A 21,331-nucleotide genomic window follows, 5' to 3' on the forward strand; every position below is an offset into this window, starting at 1 on the left:
GGTCGGAGGACTCCGGGCATTCACCTCCGTTTATGATGCAATATTACACAAATTCATTTTTTCCGTAGCCGGATGAATCATTTTCCCTGACGAAACGCTTCCAATGCCCTTTGCGAAGCCACTTTCAAGTCGAGTTGTTGTTGCAAATAGGAAGGTGAATTGAACTCGGGAACCCATTCTTTAACGTACGTGTTTTTCGGATCAAAGCGCTTTTGCTGAGCAAGTGGATTGAAGATCCGGAAGTATGGGGCGGCATCTGTTCCGGTTCCTGCAACCCACTGCCAGTTGCCCACATTTGATGCTTGTTCGTAATCCAGCAAATGCGCTGCAAACCATCGCTCCCCCCATGTCCAGTCGACCAGCAAATGTTTCACCAGAAAGGAAGCGGCGATCATGCGAACCCGGTTTGCCATGGTTCCTGTTTTTGCAAGCTGTCGCATTCCGGCATCCACCAAAGGGAAACCGGTGTTACCGGACCGCCAGCGATCAAAATCTTCTTCGTTGTTGCGCCATGTCACAAATTTTCCTCTTGTCCTGAAAGGCTCGTTCACCGTCTCTGGGAAGTGCCACAGGCATTGAAAAAAGAATTCGCGCCAGATCAGCTCAGATTGCAACACTTCGGAGACGGGTGTTACGGCATGCATCAACCTGCGAATGCTCAGGGTACCAAAACGAAGATGCGGTCCGAAACATGTTCCTGCCTTGGCGGCCGGATAGTCTCTGGAGTCGGCATATTTCACCCATACTTCCTCCTCCATCCGCGGTGGTGGTATGGAAATGAGCGACTGCCTGAAACTCAACTGCTCAAGCGTTGGAAATTCCGCAGACCAGTTATAAAAAGCACTTGATACCGGTACATCTTCTGTGAACGAAACCGGGACTTGCCGATACGCCTCCAACCACTTTCTTTTGTAGGGAGTGAATACCGTGTAGGGGGTGCCTGTAGCAGAAAGCACTTCGTCCTTCTCAAAAATCACATGATCCTTGAATGTATGAAAGGCGACACCCTGGTCTGTAAGTGCCACGTTAATGATTTGCTCGGTCTCCCTGTCTTGAGGCTCATATCCGCGGTTGGTATAAACAGCGCCTACACGGTACTGTTTCAATAGAGACTGAATTACAGACAGCACATCACCTCTTTTGACCAACAATCCCGAGCTATAGGCAAGCAATGAAGCATGCAACTTCTGCAGATGTTGGTATACAAATAAGGTGCGTGCATCATCTGGCTGCAATTGCCGGGTGTAGTATGCATCAAAAACAAAAACCGGCAGAACAGGCAAGCCGGATGCGCATGCCGCCATCAGGCCGGTGTTGTCTTCCAGCCGGAGATCCCTTCGGAACCAGAATATGCAGATTTCAGGAGTTGAGGTTTCCATATATCCAGAACACTCAACCCAGAGAAAAGTTCAAAAAAATAAAGCGACCGGTTGATTGTGCTCAACCGGTCGCCTTCGTGAAGAATGAAACCCCTATTGCTTCACTATTTTCTTACTGAACCTTTTTCCGTTCTGTTCAATGTTAAGGAAGTAGATTCCTTTGGGTTGGTCACTGATGTCAATCACCTGCGAGTAGGCTCCTTTAAATTGGTGCAAGGTCTCATCGTACACCCTTCTTCCGCTTGCATCAAACATACGAATGGTGGTTGTGCCGCTTTTGGGGACGGAGAACTTCAGTTCGAACCGGCCGTCACCTGGATTGGGGCTTAAGGAAACCGAGCGGAGTTCGAGGTTGTTCTCAGCGCTCACGCCATCCATGGATGAGAGCTTTTGCTGATCTTTATCGGTCACATCTTCGATGCGGATGGTCATTCGGACCTTGTGGTGCTGATCTTCCATATGGCCATGATCTTCGGGCATGTACATATGATTTCTGCTGGGGTTCATGCCATGCATGTCTTCCCTGGATTTCAACACTCCGGTTGCCGTATTTTCTTTACCATCGCGCAGGTATTCTATGGTAACCTCGTTTCCTGCCCCTGTGCTTTTGACCCCATCCAGAAGATCGGACATGGTGCGAACGGGATTGCCGTTCAAACTGGCAATCACATCTCCTTCTTTCAGTCCCATTTCTTCAGCAGCCGATCCGTTCATCACGTGCTCAATACGTATTCCGTCACTGTTCTCCCCTGGTTCTCCCGAGCCCATGATGCCAAGCATGGCTGTATTTCCGATGTGGTCCTCCAGGGATTCACTGAGTTCGCGCATCTGTTCTTCCAGATCTTTTCCAAACGCTTCCCAATCGTGCTCATTGATGGCGTCTTCCATTTGGTTACCAAAAGCATCCCAGTCGAAATCCTTCATGTTCTTTTCCATTTCCTCTCCGAACTTGTCCCAATCCATGTTCTTCAACTGCTGATCCAGGAACTCGATGTGCGGGAAAGGAAACGACATGGCACTAAAGCTGGATTCGCCCAATGTTACTTCCTTTTCTTCCTTTTCACCATCTCTGCTGAATGCAATCAGGGCTTTGTCTCCAGGCTTCATGTGGCGTATCGCATCCACCAGTTCTTCCGGTGTATCCACCGTTGTACCGTTGATGCTTTGGATGATGTCACCGTTTTGCAAACCTGCTGATTCGGCTGGTGAACCCGGGATCACTTCTTCCATCACCACACCTTCTCCTTTATCACCCTCTTTGCCGAGGGTTGCACCCAGGTATGCTTTCTTCTCGGTCAGGCTGTCGTGACAGGCTGTCCATCCTCCTCTCGGGAAACAGAACCGGAAATCATGATCTTCGCTCCAGTCATCATCATCTGTAGAGCGCACAGTGATTTCGATGTTCCCTTTTGCTTCTTTCAACTTCAGCTGATCGAATACGCCCATATCCTGAAGTACATCTTCAGCATCCTGGCCTTCTTCCAGTGTGATCTCCTTGGTGGTCTCCGTGGTTTTTCCATCTTCGGTTACCCGGATGGTGACCTTCACTTTTCTCTCTCCGTCATCCTCTCCGGTGATGTTTTTGGCCAATGCATACCACCCGCCGACGGACAGAAGCAGGATGGCAATCGGCATCACAACAAATTTGAATAGGGCATTGCGTTGCATGACGTTGGTTTTTTGGGATTCAGAGGTAAAGGTAAACCGTCAGCCTGCGCAATACTTTTAAAAAGTGTTAAGAGTTGTTAAGGTCTTCCGGACAGATCAAACCCAAGTATAGCGCCAAATTGCAGCTGAAACGACTGCACATTCAGTTCCTCTCTTTCCACATCAATCATGGCATCAGAATACACACCGCTATGAAAGAGGGGTTTGAGCGGCGCGGCGAATTCAAAGGTGGGATACAGCCAGAGATGCTTCTGCAGTTCAATACGAAAACCGGTGGCAAACACCAGGTTCAATTGGCTTTCAAAACGACTTGCAGCGTTGGATTTGTTGGTACCGAACGACCTTATTACGGTTCCGTCAGTTGGGTTGGTTGCGATGTGATCCGACCGGTAAGTGGTGCCTCCCAGAAAATCGGCACCCAGCGCAAAATGATAGAAATCCTTTTCAATCTGGATCCTGAAACCCGCCCCCGAATATGAAAACTTACCAAACTCTTCGTGCGTGCTGATGGTTGTTCCGGCTGTGTCGTGGGTGACCGCATTGAACCTTGTGTGCACGGTTTGCAGAAAAAATCTGGTATATAGATCCCGCAGTACCTGTCTTTTGAGTCCCAAGCCGGCTTTCCAGCCGAATCCGTCGCCGTTCACCCGCATGACGGGATTCAATGCGTTGGGACCAGACAGCGAAGTTTTCACATACGTAACGGGAACCTCGATGGTCCAGGACACACTGTCTACCTTGACAAACTGGGCCTGCAAATCGGTGCATGGGAACATCAACACACCAAGGCATAGCCAGAACCAGGATTGAAACATCTGCGTCATTCAAGTCCGAAGTTAGGCTTTTACGCAGATGTAACAAACTGCTTTTAGTTCATATCCGGCGTAGAGAAATTATCGCTGGCATCTTTCACCCGTTTGGTTCTGCGGCCACCTCCTCGCTGCATTTTTCCGAAGTTGTAGGTGAATGTCAGCCAGAATTGTTGCGACTCCCAGCGGCGATCAATCTCAAAATCATAATTGATCAGGTTCTTGCTCTTGAAGCGAAACGCACCGGTTTGGAAGATATCGCTCACACGCACTGAAATGCTGGCCTTGTTTTTCCAGATGGATTTGCGTGCCGAAAAATCAATGGTATATCGGGGCATCAGGGTACCCTGCACCACCACCATGCGGCTGCGATAGTTACCATTCACCTGCAAGCTGAGGTTTTTGGGAAGGTTAAGCGACGAGGCCAATGTCGCACTCCATCCTTCATTCGTGGTCGACAAATTCTCTGTGATGGCCGGGTCTTCCAATTGATTTTGCCATGCATTCAAAGTAAGTGTGTTGCGGTTCCATTTGGCCGGGTTATAGGTCAGGATAGCCTCAACGCCATACAGGTGACCTGTTGACAGGTTGTCAAAGCTAACCACGGAAACGCCCTCGTCGGTGAGATCCAGGAAACGCCGCTTCATGTCATTTACGTGGCGGTAGTAAACTGTACCGTTCACATTGAATTTCTCCCAATACTTCAGATAGCCCACCTCGAACACATGAATGAATTCGGGTTTAAGGAAAGGATTTCCCATCATAACCGTATACGGATCCGAAGAACTCGGGAATGGATTCAGCTCATTGGGATCCGGCCTGTTGATACGGCGGCTGTAACTGAAAGACAGTTCATCCATTTCTTTAATCTTGTAGCTGACATGTGCTGACGGAAAAAAGGAAGTATAGGTATTTGTAAAAGACTGGTCGGTGGTTAGCAACTCAGCATCCACCAGAGTTTTCTCTACCCGGAGGCCGAACTGATATCCCCATTTTTTCTGTTGCCTGTGGTAAATTCCGTACACGGCACCTACATGTTGTGCATAGTTGAATTCGTTGTTGATGGCGGTATCGGGTTCGTATTCTCCCGAGTTGGATTGAAGTCGTTCCGAATATACGTTTTCATTGAGCCAGGTACCTGTGTAATGTACACCGGTTTCCCAGCGTATAGAATCATTCACCGGTAACACGAAATCGTTTCGAACATTGAACAGCTTGTCCAGATCTTTGAATGATACACGTTGCGAAACCATATCAAACATGTATCCTGAATTCAGCGGGTCGAATGTTTCCAGGTTGGATTCTGTGGTTGGGTTGTTGCCCACACTGTATTCCACATCCAGGTCATAGGACTGTCCCTTTTTCTTGAACTTTTTTTGCCAGCCTGCATTGACTTTGGTATTCTGACCATTAACGTCTTTGGTTGACTCGCGGTTGGATGTGTAGGAAACCTCATCCGCCTCCAGGAATGCATTGTCGTAGTGGCGCTTCACCTGATTATCATTGAACTGGCCATTGGCGGAAACATAGAAAGTATTGCGATCATTCAGAAAGAAATCAACTCCACCCTGGAGCCAGTGGTTCACAAAATTGAATGCGCCTTCGTCCGATCCGATCTGGCCGAACAACGTGTCGCGTAATACAAAGCTCCGGTCTATCTCACCCCCGAACCAACCTTCACCCCTGCTCTGGTTATACCCGAAGGTATAGTTGAACTTGTCTTTCCTGTAGTTCAAATTGATTCCGGCATTGCCCTTGTTTCGTTTTCCTCTTCCGGCCGAAAGGTTCACGCTTCCGTTGAAACCGGATTGCTTTTGTTTTTTCAGAATGATGTTCAGGATGCCCGACATGCCTTCCGGATCGTATTTGGCGGATGGGTTGGTGACCACTTCCACCCTTTCTATAGCATTGGCCGGAAGTTGCTTCAGGTATTGCGACGCCGGAACTGTAAGCGGTCGACCGTCAACCAGTATCTTCACATTGCCATCACCTCTCAGGGAAATATTCTCATCCGCATCCACATCCACGGAAGGAACCTCCTTCATCAGATCCAGGCCGGTTCCTCCCTGGCTGGCCATGCTCTTTTCAGCATTGAACACCTTCTTATCTATGTGGTTTTCCACCAGCGATCTGTCTGCAGTAACAGCAACCTCTTGCAACGCCGTAGCCATTTCCTGCAATTTCACCGCAGGCACGGTCACGTGCCAGTTCTTGGAAGAGATGTTCACATCCGACACCTCCTGCGTGTTATAGCCAATGAACCCGATCCTTAAAAAGTATTTTCCTTCAGGTAGATCTTTGATTACGTACCCGCCTTGTGCATCCGTAACGGTACCGGATACCAAGACCGAATCCAGCACATTGTGAACAGAAACGGTGGCGAATTCAACGGGTTGGCCTTCGGATGCGGACATCACGGAACCCGTTACACTTCCTTTGGGCGGTTCAACAGCGAATAATCGGGTGAAACCTGCAATCAACAACAACGACGTAAAAACAACTCTCATGATTCTATATTTTCTGGTGCAAAGATCTGACAAACCGCATCACCAACCTGTTAACGAGTGTTAAACTCATTTGAATCCGGTGATTTGTATTTCAGCCAAAGGACGAACCCGTTGTCCAAGGTGCTGCATGAAAGGTGTAAAAAGGTTGATCAGCCACAGGAATATACCTCGTCTTGTTTCCCAATTCCATTTTTCCGCTATTTTTGTAGCCCCGTTCGCAGCCGGATGGCACCAAGCATCCGGTTATACGGGAAGTTCTTATCCCATCGAGGTTAAACAATCGGGGTGTAGCGCAGTTGGTAGCGCACCACGTTCGGGACGTGGGGGTCGCTGGTTCGAGTCCAGTCACCCCGACCAAAACCATGGAAAAAGCAGAGCGGGTATGAACAGGGTCGCTCTGCTTTTTTTGTTTTCATCTTAACATTTTCAGGAATTCGGGTACCTGCTATTTATGCGCTGCCATTTTGACGCGCACGTGCAGCGTTTCTGATTTGTCGTCCTTGCATGGGGACTAGCAAATCATGTACTTCGCAATCGAGAATGGTGGCCAATAGATACAAATCCACCAAATGGGGCTGGCATTTATTGGAACACCAACCATTCAGGGTATTGCATGTTTTATTCATCTGACGTGCAACAAAGGCCTGACTCATGCCCTTTGCTTCAATGCATTCCTTGATCCTGTTGATGGGAAGGGTTCTTAACACGAGACGGATACCGTTCCAGTCCTTGTCTTCCATGGTTACGTTTTGATGCGATGCAACATTTTGTTATCTGCCGTGTTCTTTGACATATGACAACAAAATGTCATTCAAAACTACCAATTTAATTTATACAAATCCATTTTGTATGATGGTATGGTTTTTGTAAGATGAATACCAGGAGGATTTTAATATGAGACAGCTAAAAATCAGCAAACAAATTACCGACCGGAGTAGCACTTCCGTAGATCGTTACCTTCAGGATATAAGCAGATACAGCCTCATTACCGCTGAAGAAGAAACCGAACTGGCCAAACGCATTCACCAGGGAGACCAGGTGGCCATGGAAAAGCTCATCCAGGCAAACCTGAGGTTCGTGGTGTCTGTTGCCAAGCAATACCAGCACATGGGTATGAACCTGGCGGACCTGATCAACCAGGGCAACATCGGACTGGTAAAAGCGGCTGAACGCTTTGATGAAACCAAAGGCTTTAAGTTCATCTCGTATGCCGTTTGGTGGATCCGTCAATCGATCCTGCAGGCACTGGCCGAGCAATCCCGGATCATCCGGTTGCCCCTGAACCAGATCGGATCCCTGAATAAGATCAACCGGGCTTTCTCCGATCTTGAACAACAATTTGAGCGGGAACCCACCCCGGAAGAACTGGCGGAAAAATTGGAAAGCGATAGCAGCAAGATCATGGAAACACTGCAAGCTGCGCAACAGCACAGTTCCATAGATGCCCCCATTCATGCAGACGAAGATGCAACGGTAGCCAACCTGCTTGTGAATCATGATGCTCCGGACGCAGACGAACACCTGATGGACGAGTCGCTGAAACGTGAAATTGAAAGGGCACTCAGCAGCCTCACCGAAACGGAAAAGGACGTGATCAAACTTTTCTTCGGTATCGGTTTCAGCCATGGCCTCACCCTGGAAGAAATCGGCAACCGGTTGCACCTGACAAGAGAACGCATCAGGCAGATCAAGGAAAGGGCCTTGCGCCGGTTGCGCGACAAGAGCCGGAGTCGCGTTCTGAGGAGCTTCCTTGGAGAATAACCAAGGGTCCGGTCCATTTTTCTACCTTCGTAAAAAAAATCAATGCGCATATTAATGGTATGCCTTGGCAACATCTGCCGGTCTCCCCTGGCGGAGGGGATCATGCAGGCAAAGGCACTCGAGTATAACCTGAATATCGAAGTCGACTCGGCAGGTACTTCAGGTTGGCACGAAGGCGAACATCCCGACCGCCGGGCCACACAAACCGCGAGCAAATACGGTGTAAATATTTCAGCTCAACGCTCACGACCATTATCTACTTCGGATTTTGATCAATTCGACCGGATTTATGTCATGGACCATCAAAACCTGGCTGATGCGCAGGCCATGGCACAACCTCACCATCACACAAAAATCCGGCTGATTCTTTCGACCGTTTACCCCAACAACACCCCGGCCGTACCCGACCCCTATCATGGTGGAGACGAAGGTTTCGACAATGTATTTCATATGTTGGAACAGGCTTGTGACCAGATCGCCCGTGAAATCAGCCAAAGGTAACCTCTTCCTCATCCCCACTCCGATTACGGACGGGAAACCCGAATTGCAACTTTCACAGGAAGTAAAAGAAGCGGTGACACAATGCCATATTTTCCTCGTTGAGAACATTCGATCCGCCACCCGATTTCTGTCGTCCTACCTTGATAAAGAGACCATGCACAATGTGGTGATCGAAGAAATCACCAATGAACTTTCAGACGACGAAGTATTACAAATGTTGTTGCCACTTACGGAAGGAACGCATGCCGGTATCCTCTCCGAAGCAGGCATGCCGTGTATTGCCGATCCCGGAGCCAGGATTGTTTCAATGGCACATACAATTGGTATAGCGGTTCGTCCACTGGCCGGCCCCTCCTCCATTTTTATGGCACTGGTAGCATCCGGATTCAACGGACAACAGTTTGTTTTTCATGGTTACCTTCCTCGTGATTCGGGACAAAGGAGACAAGCCATCTTTCATATTGAAAAAGATAGCACCCATCGTGGTTATACGCAGATTTGCATGGAAACACCTTACCGGAACATGGCACTGTTTGAAGACCTGATCAGGATCCTGAAGCCGAATACTTTGCTTTGCGTGGCTGCCGGACTGGGTGGCAAAAACAGTTTCATCCGGACCAAATCCGTTTCAGAATGGAAATCCTCCTCCCCACCCATTCAAAAAATTCCGTGCATTTTCCTGATACTGGCATCCCACAAACAGGTGCCAAACAAACACACAAGGAGAAAGTAAGTTTTCCTTGCTCACCCCGTTATGCCTAGATAAGGAAACCCGTATCTTCGCGGCAAATGATCTTACGCTTCTCAGACAGGATCAAACGGTTCATCTCCGGCCTTGGTAAGCAAATAAAACCAACCTTACAGATGGTGGCCAAAGAACTTGCGTTCGTGCGCACGGCATGGCTCTTTGTGCGCAACCGCATCCCCAGGCCAAGGCTGCCAAAAGGCAAGAAGAAATGGTTGTGGATGATCGCTATCACACTGCTCACACCCGTGCTTGCATTCGGTGTATTTCTGCTCGCCTTGCTAAAAGGATATTTCGGCCCCCTGCCCGATGAGGAGGAATTGTCACATATCCGAAATCAGACCGCCTCGGAGATCTATACCGCCGACAGTGTGTTGATCGGTACATATTTCGTTGAGAACAGGACAAACATTGCCCGGGAAGAAATCCCCCAGCATTTCATAGATGCCCTGGTAGCAACCGAAGATGCGAGGTTCTATCAACATGAAGGCATTGACAACCGGAGTTTGTTGCGGGTGATCTTCAAATCTGTATTGGGAAGAGACCGGAGTTCCGGGGGAGGCAGTACCCTCAGTCAACAGTTGGCCAAGAACCTCTACCCAAGAAGACCTCACGGTCACCTGACCATGCTTGTAAACAAAGCACGTGAAGCTGTGCTGGCCACCCGGCTTGAAAACATCTATTCCAAAGATGAAATCCTCGTATTATATCTGAACACGGTTCCGTTCGGAGAGGATGTATACGGCGTGGAAATGGCCGCCAGGAGGTTTTTCAATAAACGTCCTTCGGCATTAACCATCCCGGAGAGCGCCACCCTGGTTGGGATGTTGAAGGCACCGTCGGCATACAATCCCCGGCTGCACCCGGAGGCATCAGCGGAACGAAAAAATGTGGTTCTCGGGCAAATGGCCAAGTACGGGTACCTGGAAGCGCAGGTACTGGATAGCATCCAAAACACCCCCATTGAACTGCATTATGGTTTTGCCAGCCACAATGAAGGCCTGGCCACTTACTTCCGGGAATACCTGCGCAAGGAAATGATGGAATGGTGCGGTCAGCACACCAAGCCCGACGGCACAGCCTACGACCTCTATACCGATGGGCTCAAAATTTACACCACCATTGACTCGCGGATGCAGCGCTATGCTGAAGCAGCCGTGCAAAAGCACATGACCGTGCTTCAACAACAATTCGACAGGCATTGGGCAAGAAGCAAGCCATGGCGATACCATACAGACATCCTTACACGCGCCATGCGACGAAGCGATCGTTTCAAGCAGCTGCGCAAGTCAGGCCTGAACGAGAAACAAATCCGTACCCATTTCAACGACACCGTGAAGGCTTCCTTTTTTTCCTGGACAGGCGATACCGTGCTCACCATGACGGCATGGGACTCCCTCGCGTACTATCAAATGATTCTGCAAGCAGGCTTCCTGGTACAACGTCCCTCCGATGGAAGCATCCTGGCATGGGTAGGTGGCATTGATCATCACTTTTTTCAATATGACCACGTTACCTCAACACGTCAAGCCGGCTCTACCTTTAAGCCGTTCGTGTATTCCGCTGCCGTTGAAAACGGCGCTACTCCCTGCGACTTCTATTCAAACAAACAACGCACCTACAAGGAATTCGAGGACTGGACGCCTGAAAATGCCGAAGAAGAATACGGCGGAAAATACTCGCTGCAAGGAGCACTGGCTCACTCTGTGAATACCGTATCGGTGGAAGTGATGATGAATACAGGCATTCAACAGGTGATTACCATGGCCAGGAAATTCGGCATCAGCGGTAAACTTCCCGAAGTTCCATCACTGGCCCTTGGCATTGCTGACGTTTCACTCATGGAAATGGTACACGCTTACGGAAGTTTTGTAAACCATGGAAGACGCAGCCAAACACAGTACATCACCGGCATTACAGATGAAAACGGCCTGATGCTGGACGATTTCGGCGGACGAAACAAAGGTTCCGTCCGTGTCATGACCGCTCAGACCGCGGCAGTCATGACACGCATGATGACCAAGGTGGTGGATGAAGGCACGGCATACCCGCTCAGGTCTGTCTACGGACTGAACGGCAACATGGCAGGCAAAACCGGCACCACCCAATCACACGCAGATGGCTGGTACATAGGCTTTGTACCCGGGCTTGTCATGGGCGCATGGGTCGGAGCCGATGACCCGTCCATCCACTTCCGTAGCCTCCATTACGGTTCCGGTGCACATATGGCTCTGCCGATCTGGGCCGAGTTCTACAGGCAACTGATCCGGGATCCGGCTTTCGCACATTACCGGTCAGATCGGTTCACTTACCCGGAAGATGTGAACAACATGGACTGGGATTGCCCGGAACACAAGGAGACATTTTTTGAAAGTCTTTTCGGCAAGCACAGAAAAGATGATGAATCCGAAACGGATACACCTTCCGAAGAACCGCGCAAAAAGGCCTGGTGGAAGCGTCGCAGATAATGACTCTGACGGTTGCATGGCTCTTATTTTGTGCATAAATTGCGCTCCCTCCAATTCTGTAGAGATATGAAAAAAACCTTACTGACTATGTTGTGGCTGTGTATGCTGGTTCCCACACCTATGCTTGCACAACAAATGGAAAAGAAATATGGTGATTTGTTCGACATGTATATCATAGACAACTACGAGAAGTGCATGAAGAAAGCCATGAAGTACACCGAGAGCGAAAAAACCAAGCGTGACGATGAACCCTGGCTTTATGTATGCATGTCTTACTACAAAATGAGCCAGATGAGTGAGTTCACCGAGAAATACCCGGATGCCCTCATGGAAAGCATCAAAGCAGGAACAAAATTCCGTAAGGCCGACAGATCCGGAAAAACCTGGGAAGCCAACCAGGACTTCTTTGATGAATACAAAGAATACATGCTGAACAAGTTTGGTAAAGAAGTAAAAAACGGTTCCTACAAGGATGCCACCAAGTACCTGAAAAAATTCACCAAGGTGGATGAGCAGGATTTCGGCCTGCAAATTATCACCGGCGTGGTACACCTGCTGGCGGACAAAGCCGAAGGTGAAATGATGATTACGGCTGCACTGGACAGTTTGAATGCCGAGTATAAGTCAAAAAAGTACGAGCCGCAGAACATGAAGAAAGATGCCCTTATGCAGGAAGCATTCGTGGATTATACAGCCATGCTGGCTAAAAAGGAGGATTATATGAACCTGGCCAAAAAGATCGCTGAGACCGGTAAAAATATCATGACAGACAACGATGAGGTGCAAAGGCAGTATGCCCGCCTGAACCGTTGATCCATCCGTCATACCATAAAAAAAGGGACCTCATCGGGGTCCCTTTTTTTATTCGGATTCTTTCAGAATTATATCACACCCAGCACACGGAGCAACAGCACGATCAGGAAAATCACAATGATCAGCCACAGCAATTCCCCCAGAATAGGGATGGTGCCCAACAGCGACAGGATCAAAAGAACAAGCAATACAACCAGTATAATGTACAGCAAACTTCCATTGTCCGACCTGCTGGCGTGGTCTGCCTGCGCAATGTTCTCGGTTGAGCGGGCATCATGAATCAGGTCGCTGTTGTGAAAACGCTCAACCTTGTTCAGCACCTTGCCGATCTTCTTCTCAATCTTCTTCGTTTTCTTTTCTGACAACACGGTATGTTCACCGGCCAACTGATTTTGCGCCAGCTTTGGCATTTCTTCCGATCTCAGTTCAATATGATTCGGGGTAGATGAAGGTTCATCCATCGCCTGAACCTGTTTGGGTGTTTGCAGATCTTCCGTGTATCTGGCAAACGACTCGTTATCCTTTTGCTTCTTCCCTACCCTCACCATCTTGTGATCCTGACGGTACCTGGTTCGGGAGAAATTGTCGGAGGTACTGCACGATGACAGCATTGCGCCCAATCCCAAACAGATCGCAAGGGAGGCCAGCAGATTCTTTTTCTTCATATGCATTAGGGGTTTTTAATTTTGATTATGGTAATATCTAAATTTTCTTTTTGTTTTCTTCGTTTCTTTAAAAAATTCCAGCCTCGTTGTGAATAAATTCTCCGGCAACCACTTTCTTGTCACCACACTCATCGTGTGCCTGCTTATCTCTTCCGGTGCCCGGGCACAAATCACCGGCGCACTCAAGATCAAACCCCGCTCGGTCAACTTCGGCGTTCTTGACAGCGTTTCTTCAGCCAAAGCTTCCTTCGTGCTGAAAAACACAGGAAACAAAAAGATCTTCATCATCCGGGCAGATGTAGCCGTATCCATGAAGGTGAAGATATCCAAGCGCAACATCGAACCAGGAGACACCGCATTGCTCACAGTGCTGGTGGTTCCGGAATCCGACGGAGCCTTTTCAGAAAAGATCTACCTCTACCACAGCGGATCACAAACTCCGGAAAACCTATCTGTTTCCGGGAGATTCAGGCACCTCCTCCATACCTCGAACCCGATGCTGGCCTGCTACACCTTCTCCAACAAGCAAACCGCACGCCCCGGACAAATGGTCCCCATCCCCTTACCCAAACAACGTGAACAAGAACCGGAACCAACGCCGACAACCGAACCCGAACCGGTTGACACCCATGTTCAGGCTTCACCTCCCCCCACCGAACCGGAACCCGTGAAAGAACCTGAACAGGCGCCGGCCCCCAAACAACCGGAACCTAAAAAAGAACCCGAACCAATCGCAGAGGTTTTCCTTGATCCTGAGCCCACGGTTAAAGCTCCTGTTGAAGAGGAATCAGCCGACCTGCCCATGCACCTCTACAAACCCACCAACCTTGTATTGCTGGTAGACGTTTCCGGCTCCATGAACGACAGCCTGAAACTGGCATTACTGAAAACCGCTAGTCTCAGAACACTCAAGGCACTTCGAAGCGTCGATCGCATTTCATTGGTCACATATGCCGACAAGGCATCGGTGCTCATTAACGGTGCACCCGGTAACGTGAAGGATTCCACAGAAAAGGTGATCCGCCAACTGAAGGCGGGTGGAAATACCGCAGGAAGCGAAGGCATTGAACTGGCCTATAAGGTAGCCGATCAGAACTTCATCCCTGATGGCAACAATGTAATCCTGCTGGCCACAGACGGAGCCTTCAACCTGACCCCTTCCAATGAAACCTTGTTTGAAGAAAAGCAGAACCAGCTGTACATGTCCATCGCAGCCATCGGGGAGCCCGGAAAGCTTTCCAAAAAGGTATTGAAAAAGATCGCCAGCAAAAGCGCCGGTCGCATCGTTTGGATCCGTACTATCAAGCAGGCGGGCAAAGCCATGCTTGCAGAAATCCAGACCGGGGCACGCAGGTAGCGGTGCATTGTTATTCCGGAATGATGTATTTTCGGCTCATGCCGATTTATGCGTCCACCGATAACCATGTACCCATGAAATCCACCCTGCCGAAATATATCCTGCTGTTTATTCTGTTTTCTTTAACTGCAACGGCATCTGCCCAAACCAAAGAATGGACACCCGAACTGATCGCTGACCTGAAATCCGCAGGCAATGCTTGGATCAGTCCGGATGGAAAAACCATTGCTTACACCCTGGTGGTGCCCAGAAAAGCAGGTGCCAAGCCGGGTAACAGCTATGCCGAACTTTGGACAATACCTGCGGATGGAGGCAAAAGCACCCAACTGATTGCCGCACCTCAAAGCGTAACATCCCCCACGTGGTCTGCCGATAACCAGTATCTGTACTTTGTGGCCAAACGCGACAACCATGACAAGAAACAGGTGTACCGGATCAAGGCAACCGGTGGCCCCGTAGACATGATCACCCGGTCTGCACTGGGTGTGGGAGCCTTTGCCCTCAGCAGCGACAATGCTTTCATCATATACACGGCAACCGATGGCCTCACGGAAGAACAAAAAAAGAACAAGGAAACAGGTAAGGACTGGAAAGTCGCCGGACAGAATTACTCCTACAGCCGACTTTACATGCGAAAACTTCAGGACAGCACAGCCACACTACTGACCAAGGAAGATTTGCATGTAGGGCGCTTCTCCATCACGCCCGACGGAAAAACAATTGTATTCCAGGCCTGCAGCAAACCTGAAACAGACCAGGTGTACCTGTACCAGAAGATTTACACACTTCAACTTCCCGATGGCAAGCCCAAGGTGATCTATGGCGCCGAGGGCAAACTGGCAGGCATGGCCGTTTCTCCCGACAGCCGTAAATTGGCCTTCCTGGGAGCTGTGGACATCACCGACCCACTGGCACAAAGTCTTTTTGTGGTGAGCCTCGACGGTGGCGAAGCACGAAATCTCTCGAAAGATTACAAAGCATCCGTCACCTTCTCACACTGGCTGGATGAAAACCGGATTCTGACGGTGGCAGCCGAAGGATGTCAGACCACCATCAATGAAGTGCATGCCGCCAACGGAAAAACCCGAAAGATTTATTCAGGCCCCGTTATCCTGCACAGTTTTACACGAACAGGAAACATATTGGCATTCGCCGGTGACACCCCGGCACACCCCGATGAGGTGTTCACTGCCAGCCTGGGTAAGCCGGACCCGAAAAGGCTGACCATTTCAAACCCGGGATTAACCGATGTCAGGATGGCAAAGCAGGAAGTGGTTCAATGGAAAGGTGCGGACGGATGGAACATCGAAGGTATACTTACCTATCCCGTGGGATATACGGAAGGACAGAAATATCCGCTGGTTTTGCAGATCCACGGAGGACCGGAAGGTGTGTCAGACAACGGCTGGAGAACCCGCCCCGTATACCCCGTGCAACTGCTGGCAGCCAACGGTTACTTTGTGCTCGAACCCAATTACAGGGGCAGCCAGGGACGTGGCGTGGCTTTTTCAAAAGGTGATCATAAGGATCTGGGTGGAAAAGAATTTGAGGATGTACTGAAGGGCATTGATTTCCTGGCATCCAAGAACAAGATTGATAGCACACGGGTGGGCTCCGGTGGCTTTTCCTACGGTGGATATTTCTCTGCATGGGCAGCAACCCGATACAGCAAACGATTCAAAGCCGTTACCGTAGGTGCAGGCATTTTCAACTGGCTATCCTTCCAGGGCACCACCGACATCATCCTCGAAAACACATATGTTCACTGGAACCTCATGTGGCCGGACGACATCAACCTGGTCATGGATCGTTCCCCGGTGAGCTACATCAACAATGCGCAAACACCCGCCCTGATCGTACACGGAACTGATGATGACCGTGTTCCTCCCGGACAAGGCATTGAAATGTACAATGCCTTCCGTCTGAAAAATATCCCCGTAGAACTGGTGATGTACGAACGTCAACCCCACGGCATCAAGGAACGGGAGGCCCAGATTGATTTTATGAAACGCACGGTGGCCTGGTTCAATCGCTACCTGAAAAGCCCCGAATGATAAAAGAATAACAGCGCTTGTGTATTTACCTGCAACATTTATGCGCACGTTTCGTCTATTTGCATAAATCTGGCGTGCGTAGAATGAGATATTATCTGCTGGTACTTTATTTCCTGGCATCTGCAGTCATTGTCCGGGGTGACAATGACAAGGCCCCGCAAAAGGTCATCACCTTCACCCGTACGGAGGGCCATATCAAAATCGACGGGCAAATGGATGAAGATGCTTGGAAAGAAGCGATTCCCATTTCTGACTTCATTCAGTACTCCCCATACCATGGCAAACCGCCCAGTCAGCAAACGGAAGTCCGCGTCCTTTACAGTGATCAGGCATTGTATGTGGGAGCTCATCTTTTTGACACCGCCCCCGACAGCATCTTAACCGAACTGGGCAAGCGGGACGATGACGAACTGAATGCCGATTACTTTATCATGGGAATTGATCCCTATAACAACCACCAGGACGGATATCTATTCAGCGTCAGCGCCTCCGGCGTGCAGGTAGACTCACGTGCAACCGATGAAACCTACAATGCGGTTTGGGAAAGTGAAGTCAGCATTGATGAAAAGGGCTGGACCGTGGAAGTCAAAATTCCGTATTCGGCCATCCGGTTCCCCAGCGCTGAAGTTCAAAACTGGTCCATCCAGTTCGGTCGCAAACTCCAACGTCATGTAGAAGCATCCTTGTGGGCCAATGTGCCGCAGGATGCAGCCAATGAACAAAACTACTGGGGCGTCACCGCAGGCATCAAAAACATCCAGGCCCCGGCACGCCTCAGCATGACACCCTACGTTTCAGCCTATGTCATCACACAGCCTTATACACGAGCAGACGGTACCACTTCCAAAGTCAACTCGTTTTCCTACAATGCCGGCAGTGACCTCAAATACGGAATTGATGACCGGTTCACACTGGATGTAACCCTCCTGCCGGACTTCGGACAAGTACAATCCGACCAGAAGGTAAAAAACCTGGGGTACAATGAAGTCACCTACAACGAAAACAGGCCTTTCTTCAATGAAGGCACTGAACTCTTCAATCACAACAACCTCTTCTATTCCCGCCGGATCGGGCAAATTAAAAAGAAGGCATCATCCCTGGAGTTGTCTGACGGCGAAGAAATCACAGACTTTCCACAGCAGGCAAGACTGATCAATGCCACCAAACTCTCCGGACGTACGGACGGCGGACTCGGACTGGGTTTCCTGAATGCACTCACCAACCACACCTATGCAACCATACAGGATACGCTGGGAAATGAACGCCAGGAACTGCTTTCCCCCCTCACCAACTTCAACGTATTAACGGTTGACAAACAGTTCGGCAAAAGCAACAACAATGCCTACCTGACAAACACCGATGTATTGCGGGCCGGAGACTACAGCCGGTCGAATGTGACCGGAGCCGGATTCAACCTCTATTCGAAAGGGCAGGTTTTCACGGCCTGGGGGGATGGCGCATTTACCCAGAACTGGAGCCAACCCGACAGCACCGGTCAACGCACATTTACGCCGGGGTACAAATACTCCATCGGCGTACGGAAAGCAAGCGGCATACTTCGCTATGGCATTTCGCACGAAGCCATCAACAAAAACTATGATGCAACCGACATGGGATTCTTCACCATCACCCAGGTGAGCCGGCAGAGCGGATGGATCCAGTTTTACAGGTTCCAACCGTGGAAGTTTCTCAGGGATGCTTTTGCAGGCATGGATGTATCCTACGGACGCCACCCTGTTACCCACAAGGCCACCGACGGAAATATTACCCTGCATGGCAATGCAACGCTGAAAAACCTATGGCATTTTTACCTCAACGTCGGTACCAACCCCAACCTGCATTACGATTATTATGAGGCACGTGAAGAGGGCAAGCCATATGCGCGCCCGCCCTTCACCTGGACCAGCATGGGTTTTTCCACAGACAGCCGGAAGAAATATGCCGTGGAAACAGGCGCATTCCTGGGTTACTTTCTCGGAGAATACCTCCAACCGAACCGACACGGTAACGGATTCACCTTGGCGCAACGTTACCGTGTAAACAACCACCTCACGGTTATCTATATATACGACTTGAACACAGACCACTACAGACTGGGTTATGCAGACAAATGGGGAACCGACACCACACTCTTCAGCGGCAACCACATCAGCACCATCACCCATTCAATGGAAGTAAGACTCCCCATCACCCACACCATGAGCATCAGCCTGGTGGCGCGGCATTACTGGAGCAGGGGCTATGCCAAAGACTTCTATACCTTGAATGAAGACGGATCCCTCACCCCGCTGAAATATCAATCGCAGGATTACGATTTCAATTACAATGCATTCAACATCGATGGCGTGTTCACCTGGTGGTTCGCCCCTGGCAGTACCCTGACGCTGGCCTATAAGAATGCACTGGAAACCGAACAGAACCTGACCTACCCCGGTTTCTCCGAAAACATGCGCACCATCAGTAGGGAACCACATGCAAACAGCCTTTCCGTTAAGGCCATTTACTATCTCGACTACCTCTACCTGCGCAGGAGAAAAGCATAGAAGCAGCAGAAACGGCCCTGGCGGAACCTTTTGGGCAAGTATTCTGTATATTTACCATTCAACCGGTGTCGCTTGCGGGTCACAGATGCCCGCATGACGGAAACACCCATATTGTGCTGCGGGTTGTCTTGATAAAGCGTTTACATATGTTGAGCTGGTTTTGGCTCGTGGGTGCACAAGCATTCGGAACAACCGCAACTGTTCAGGGTGACGACGTTCAACTCGCCGAGTCCCTGAAAACCACATATCCCAACGCGGAAGTAGCCATTAAAGAATGTCACCAGACATACACCTTCACGCTATCCGATAAGGATTCCATCCCTGTGCGGGGAAATCTGCATTCCGAAGAATCCTACCTGGCACTTCGATATAACCTTAAGATGAACCGGTCTGTTTTTTATGATGACATGACCGAAGTCAAGGAGCTGAAAGTAACAGACGGACGGAACAAAAAAGTCACCGTGTTCCCCTATTACGGGCCTTATCAGACCGGTGAATATTTTTATGATGATGCAAAACTGTGTACGTTCATTCTTGATTTTCCGTCCAAAGGCTCTTTGCTCAATTGCCAGTTCGACAAGACTTACAAAGACCTCAAATACCTGACATCCGTATACCTGCCGGATTTCTACCCGGTGGTTGACAAAACCCTTGAGTTTGAAATTCCGGACTGGCTGGATATTGAATTGAGGGAATTCAATTTTGAAGGCTACAACATAGAAAAACAACAGGTGCGCCACGAAGACCGGAAGTCTACAAGCTACATTTACAAAGTCAGTAACCTGCCGGAAATGAAGGATGAAACCGGTGCTCCCCCACTCGCCAAAGTATACCCGCACATACTTGTGCTCAGCAAGAGATATACCCAACACGACCAATCGCATGACCTGCTGGCAAACACCAAAGACCTGTACAAATGGTATGCAAGCCTGGTGGCCGGCGTGAAGAACAAACCGGACGTACTAAAAACCACTGTCGATATTCTTACATCCGGCAAAGAAAAAGACCTCGATAAAGTAGAAGCCATCTTTTACTGGGTTCAGGACAACATCCGTTACATTGCTTTCGAGAACGGCATCATGGGATTTCGCCCGGAGAACGCAGATGAAGTGTTTAACAACCGCTATGGCGATTGTAAAGGCATGGCCAACCTGATGAAGGAAATGCTGGTGCTAGCCGGATTTGATGCCCGCCTTACCTGGATCGGCACCAAAGACATTCCCTACAATTACAGCATACCCTCCCTGGCTGTGGATAACCACATGATATGCACCCTCTTCCTGGATGGAAAGCGGTATTTCCTGGACGGAACCGAAGAGTTCATCGGCGTTGCCGACTATGCCTCACGTATACAAGGTCGCCAGGTGATGATTGAAGATGGAGAAAATTTCATCCTCGACACCGTGCCGGAATTCGACAAAACCCACAACAAGGTGTCATATAACGCATCCTTCTCTGTCGACAGCAATGCGGTACTGAAAGGCCACATTGAAAGCCAGTACCGGGGCGAGGAAAAAACCGTCATCCGAAGAAGCTATGCAGCCATGCAAAATAACGACAAGGAAGATGCACTGAAGGAATTCCTGAAAGGCGGCGATAAAAATGTTCAGGTGAACAATGTAGAAGCAACCGGCCTGAGCGACCGCAGTTCCGACCTGATCTTTCATTACGATGCACGTATCAACAACCACGTGACACAAGTTGGCAACGAATACTACATCACCCTTGACAACCGCCAGGAATACGGGCAGGCAAGGTTTACCGACAAACGCATCAACGACTACGAATTCCAAAACAAGGTGCTGATTGAAGGCAAGCAGGAACTACACTTTCCCGCTTCCTGGAAAATTGATTTCCTGCCTGATCCGGTGGATATCCAAACCGATAGATTTGCCTTCAAACTTCAATACCGTGTGGAAGGACAAACCATTCATTACAAGAAAAGCATATCGATCGATGAAGCCTTGCTCCGACATGAAGACTTTGAGGCTTGGAACCAGGCGGTTGACCAGGTGAATAAATTCTACAACAGCCAGATTGTTCTGGTGAAGCCCTGAAACA

At 49.5% G+C, this 21,331-nt stretch carries 15 protein-coding genes and 1 tRNA gene; 10 read left to right on the plus strand and 6 right to left on the minus strand.

Annotated elements, in window-relative coordinates; all coding sequences use genetic code 11:
- Positions 1-77 precede the first annotated feature (77 nt).
- The 4 genes from H6585_07190 to H6585_07205 all read right to left on the minus strand — a co-directional run bounded on the left by H6585_07190 (position 78) and on the right by H6585_07205 (position 6,363).
- Positions 78-1,379, minus strand: a complete 1,302-nt coding sequence (locus H6585_07190) for a deoxyribodipyrimidine photo-lyase (protein ID MCB9448111.1) — start codon at positions 1,377-1,379, stop codon at positions 78-80.
- Between the two features lie 93 nt (positions 1,380-1,472).
- Positions 1,473-3,047: a PDZ domain-containing protein gene (locus H6585_07195; GenBank protein MCB9448112.1), complete on the minus strand. Its 1,575-nt coding sequence runs from the start codon at positions 3,045-3,047 to the stop codon at positions 1,473-1,475.
- A gap of 77 nt (positions 3,048-3,124) precedes the next feature.
- Positions 3,125-3,871, minus strand: coding sequence for a hypothetical protein (locus tag H6585_07200; GenBank protein ID MCB9448113.1), 747 nt, complete (start codon positions 3,869-3,871; stop codon positions 3,125-3,127).
- A gap of 44 nt (positions 3,872-3,915) precedes the next feature.
- Positions 3,916-6,363, minus strand: a complete 2,448-nt coding sequence (locus H6585_07205) for a TonB-dependent receptor (protein MCB9448114.1) — start codon at positions 6,361-6,363, stop codon at positions 3,916-3,918.
- A gap of 281 nt (positions 6,364-6,644) precedes the next feature.
- Here H6585_07205 and H6585_07210 point away from each other — a divergent pair.
- Positions 6,645-6,720: transfer RNA gene (locus tag H6585_07210), tRNA-Pro, on the plus strand.
- Between the two features lie 92 nt (positions 6,721-6,812).
- On the opposite strand, the gene H6585_07215 is transcribed toward H6585_07210, so the two are convergent.
- Positions 6,813-7,103 (minus strand): helix-turn-helix transcriptional regulator, encoded by a 291-nt coding sequence (locus H6585_07215; protein ID MCB9448115.1) that lies wholly within the window; start codon positions 7,101-7,103, stop codon positions 6,813-6,815.
- A gap of 154 nt (positions 7,104-7,257) precedes the next feature.
- Here H6585_07215 and H6585_07220 point away from each other — a divergent pair, with 154 nt between their 5' ends.
- From H6585_07220 to H6585_07240, 5 genes are all read left to right on the plus strand, one after another.
- Positions 7,258-8,124 carry a sigma-70 family RNA polymerase sigma factor gene (locus H6585_07220; protein MCB9448116.1) on the plus strand — a complete coding sequence of 289 codons (867 nt, stop codon included), beginning with the start codon at positions 7,258-7,260 and terminating at the stop codon, positions 8,122-8,124.
- 54 nt (positions 8,125-8,178) lie between these two features.
- Positions 8,179-8,625 (plus strand): low molecular weight phosphotyrosine protein phosphatase, encoded by a 447-nt coding sequence (locus H6585_07225; GenBank protein ID MCB9448117.1) that lies wholly within the window; start codon positions 8,179-8,181, stop codon positions 8,623-8,625.
- Complete coding sequence (locus H6585_07230; protein MCB9448118.1) at positions 8,606-9,358, plus strand: SAM-dependent methyltransferase; 753 nt, start codon at positions 8,606-8,608, stop codon at positions 9,356-9,358. Before H6585_07225 ends, H6585_07230 begins: the two co-directional genes overlap by 20 nt.
- Positions 9,359-9,414: 56 nt before the next feature.
- Complete coding sequence (locus H6585_07235) at positions 9,415-11,838, plus strand: transglycosylase domain-containing protein (GenBank protein MCB9448119.1); 2,424 nt, start codon at positions 9,415-9,417, stop codon at positions 11,836-11,838.
- A gap of 66 nt (positions 11,839-11,904) precedes the next feature.
- Entirely contained in the window at positions 11,905-12,651 is a 747-nt protein-coding gene (locus tag H6585_07240; GenBank protein MCB9448120.1) for a hypothetical protein, read from the plus strand.
- Positions 12,652-12,719: 68 nt separating this feature from the next.
- On the opposite strand, the gene H6585_07245 is transcribed toward H6585_07240, so the two are convergent.
- Positions 12,720-13,316 carry a hypothetical protein gene (locus H6585_07245; GenBank protein MCB9448121.1) on the minus strand — a complete coding sequence of 199 codons (597 nt, stop codon included), beginning with the start codon at positions 13,314-13,316 and terminating at the stop codon, positions 12,720-12,722.
- An 88-nt stretch (positions 13,317-13,404) separates the two neighbouring features.
- Between H6585_07245 and H6585_07250 the strand changes: the two genes are divergently transcribed.
- The 4 genes from H6585_07250 (at position 13,405) to H6585_07265 (ending at position 21,327) form a co-directional block, all read left to right on the plus strand.
- Positions 13,405-14,673, plus strand: a complete 1,269-nt coding sequence (locus H6585_07250) for a VWA domain-containing protein (GenBank protein MCB9448122.1) — start codon at positions 13,405-13,407, stop codon at positions 14,671-14,673.
- A 74-nt stretch (positions 14,674-14,747) separates the two neighbouring features.
- The gene (locus tag H6585_07255) at positions 14,748-16,727 is read left to right on the plus strand and encodes a S9 family peptidase (GenBank protein MCB9448123.1); all 1,980 of its coding nucleotides are present in this window, start codon (positions 14,748-14,750) and stop codon (positions 16,725-16,727) included.
- Between the two features lie 83 nt (positions 16,728-16,810).
- Entirely contained in the window at positions 16,811-19,270 is a 2,460-nt protein-coding gene (locus tag H6585_07260) for a carbohydrate binding family 9 domain-containing protein (protein MCB9448124.1), read from the plus strand.
- Between the two features lie 146 nt (positions 19,271-19,416).
- Entirely contained in the window at positions 19,417-21,327 is a 1,911-nt protein-coding gene (locus H6585_07265) for a transglutaminase domain-containing protein (GenBank protein ID MCB9448125.1), read from the plus strand.
- Positions 21,328-21,331: the final 4 nt, after the last annotated feature.

The organism is Flavobacteriales bacterium, from assembly GCA_020635855.1.
In the GTDB taxonomy this organism is placed as follows: domain Bacteria; phylum Bacteroidota; class Bacteroidia; order JACJYZ01; family JACJYZ01; genus JACJYZ01.

Coding starts and splice junctions, on each gene's coding strand:
- H6585_07260 (MCB9448124.1), top strand. CDS start 16,811: ATGAGATATTATCTGCTGGTACTTTATTTCCTGGCATCTGCAGTCATT.
- H6585_07235 (MCB9448119.1), top strand. CDS start 9,415: ATGATCTTACGCTTCTCAGACAGGATCAAACGGTTCATCTCCGGCCTT.
- H6585_07245 (MCB9448121.1), bottom strand. CDS start 13,316: ATGAAGAAAAAGAATCTGCTGGCCTCCCTTGCGATCTGTTTGGGATTG.
- H6585_07220 (MCB9448116.1), top strand. CDS start 7,258: ATGAGACAGCTAAAAATCAGCAAACAAATTACCGACCGGAGTAGCACT.
- H6585_07200 (MCB9448113.1), bottom strand. CDS start 3,871: ATGACGCAGATGTTTCAATCCTGGTTCTGGCTATGCCTTGGTGTGTTG.
- H6585_07255 (MCB9448123.1), top strand. CDS start 14,748: ATGAAATCCACCCTGCCGAAATATATCCTGCTGTTTATTCTGTTTTCT.
- H6585_07190 (MCB9448111.1), bottom strand. CDS start 1,379: ATGGAAACCTCAACTCCTGAAATCTGCATATTCTGGTTCCGAAGGGAT.
- H6585_07205 (MCB9448114.1), bottom strand. CDS start 6,363: ATGAGAGTTGTTTTTACGTCGTTGTTGTTGATTGCAGGTTTCACCCGA.
- H6585_07265 (MCB9448125.1), top strand. CDS start 19,417: ATGTTGAGCTGGTTTTGGCTCGTGGGTGCACAAGCATTCGGAACAACC.
- H6585_07240 (MCB9448120.1), top strand. CDS start 11,905: ATGAAAAAAACCTTACTGACTATGTTGTGGCTGTGTATGCTGGTTCCC.
- H6585_07225 (MCB9448117.1), top strand. CDS start 8,179: ATGGTATGCCTTGGCAACATCTGCCGGTCTCCCCTGGCGGAGGGGATC.
- H6585_07215 (MCB9448115.1), bottom strand. CDS start 7,103: ATGGAAGACAAGGACTGGAACGGTATCCGTCTCGTGTTAAGAACCCTT.
- H6585_07195 (MCB9448112.1), bottom strand. CDS start 3,047: ATGCAACGCAATGCCCTATTCAAATTTGTTGTGATGCCGATTGCCATC.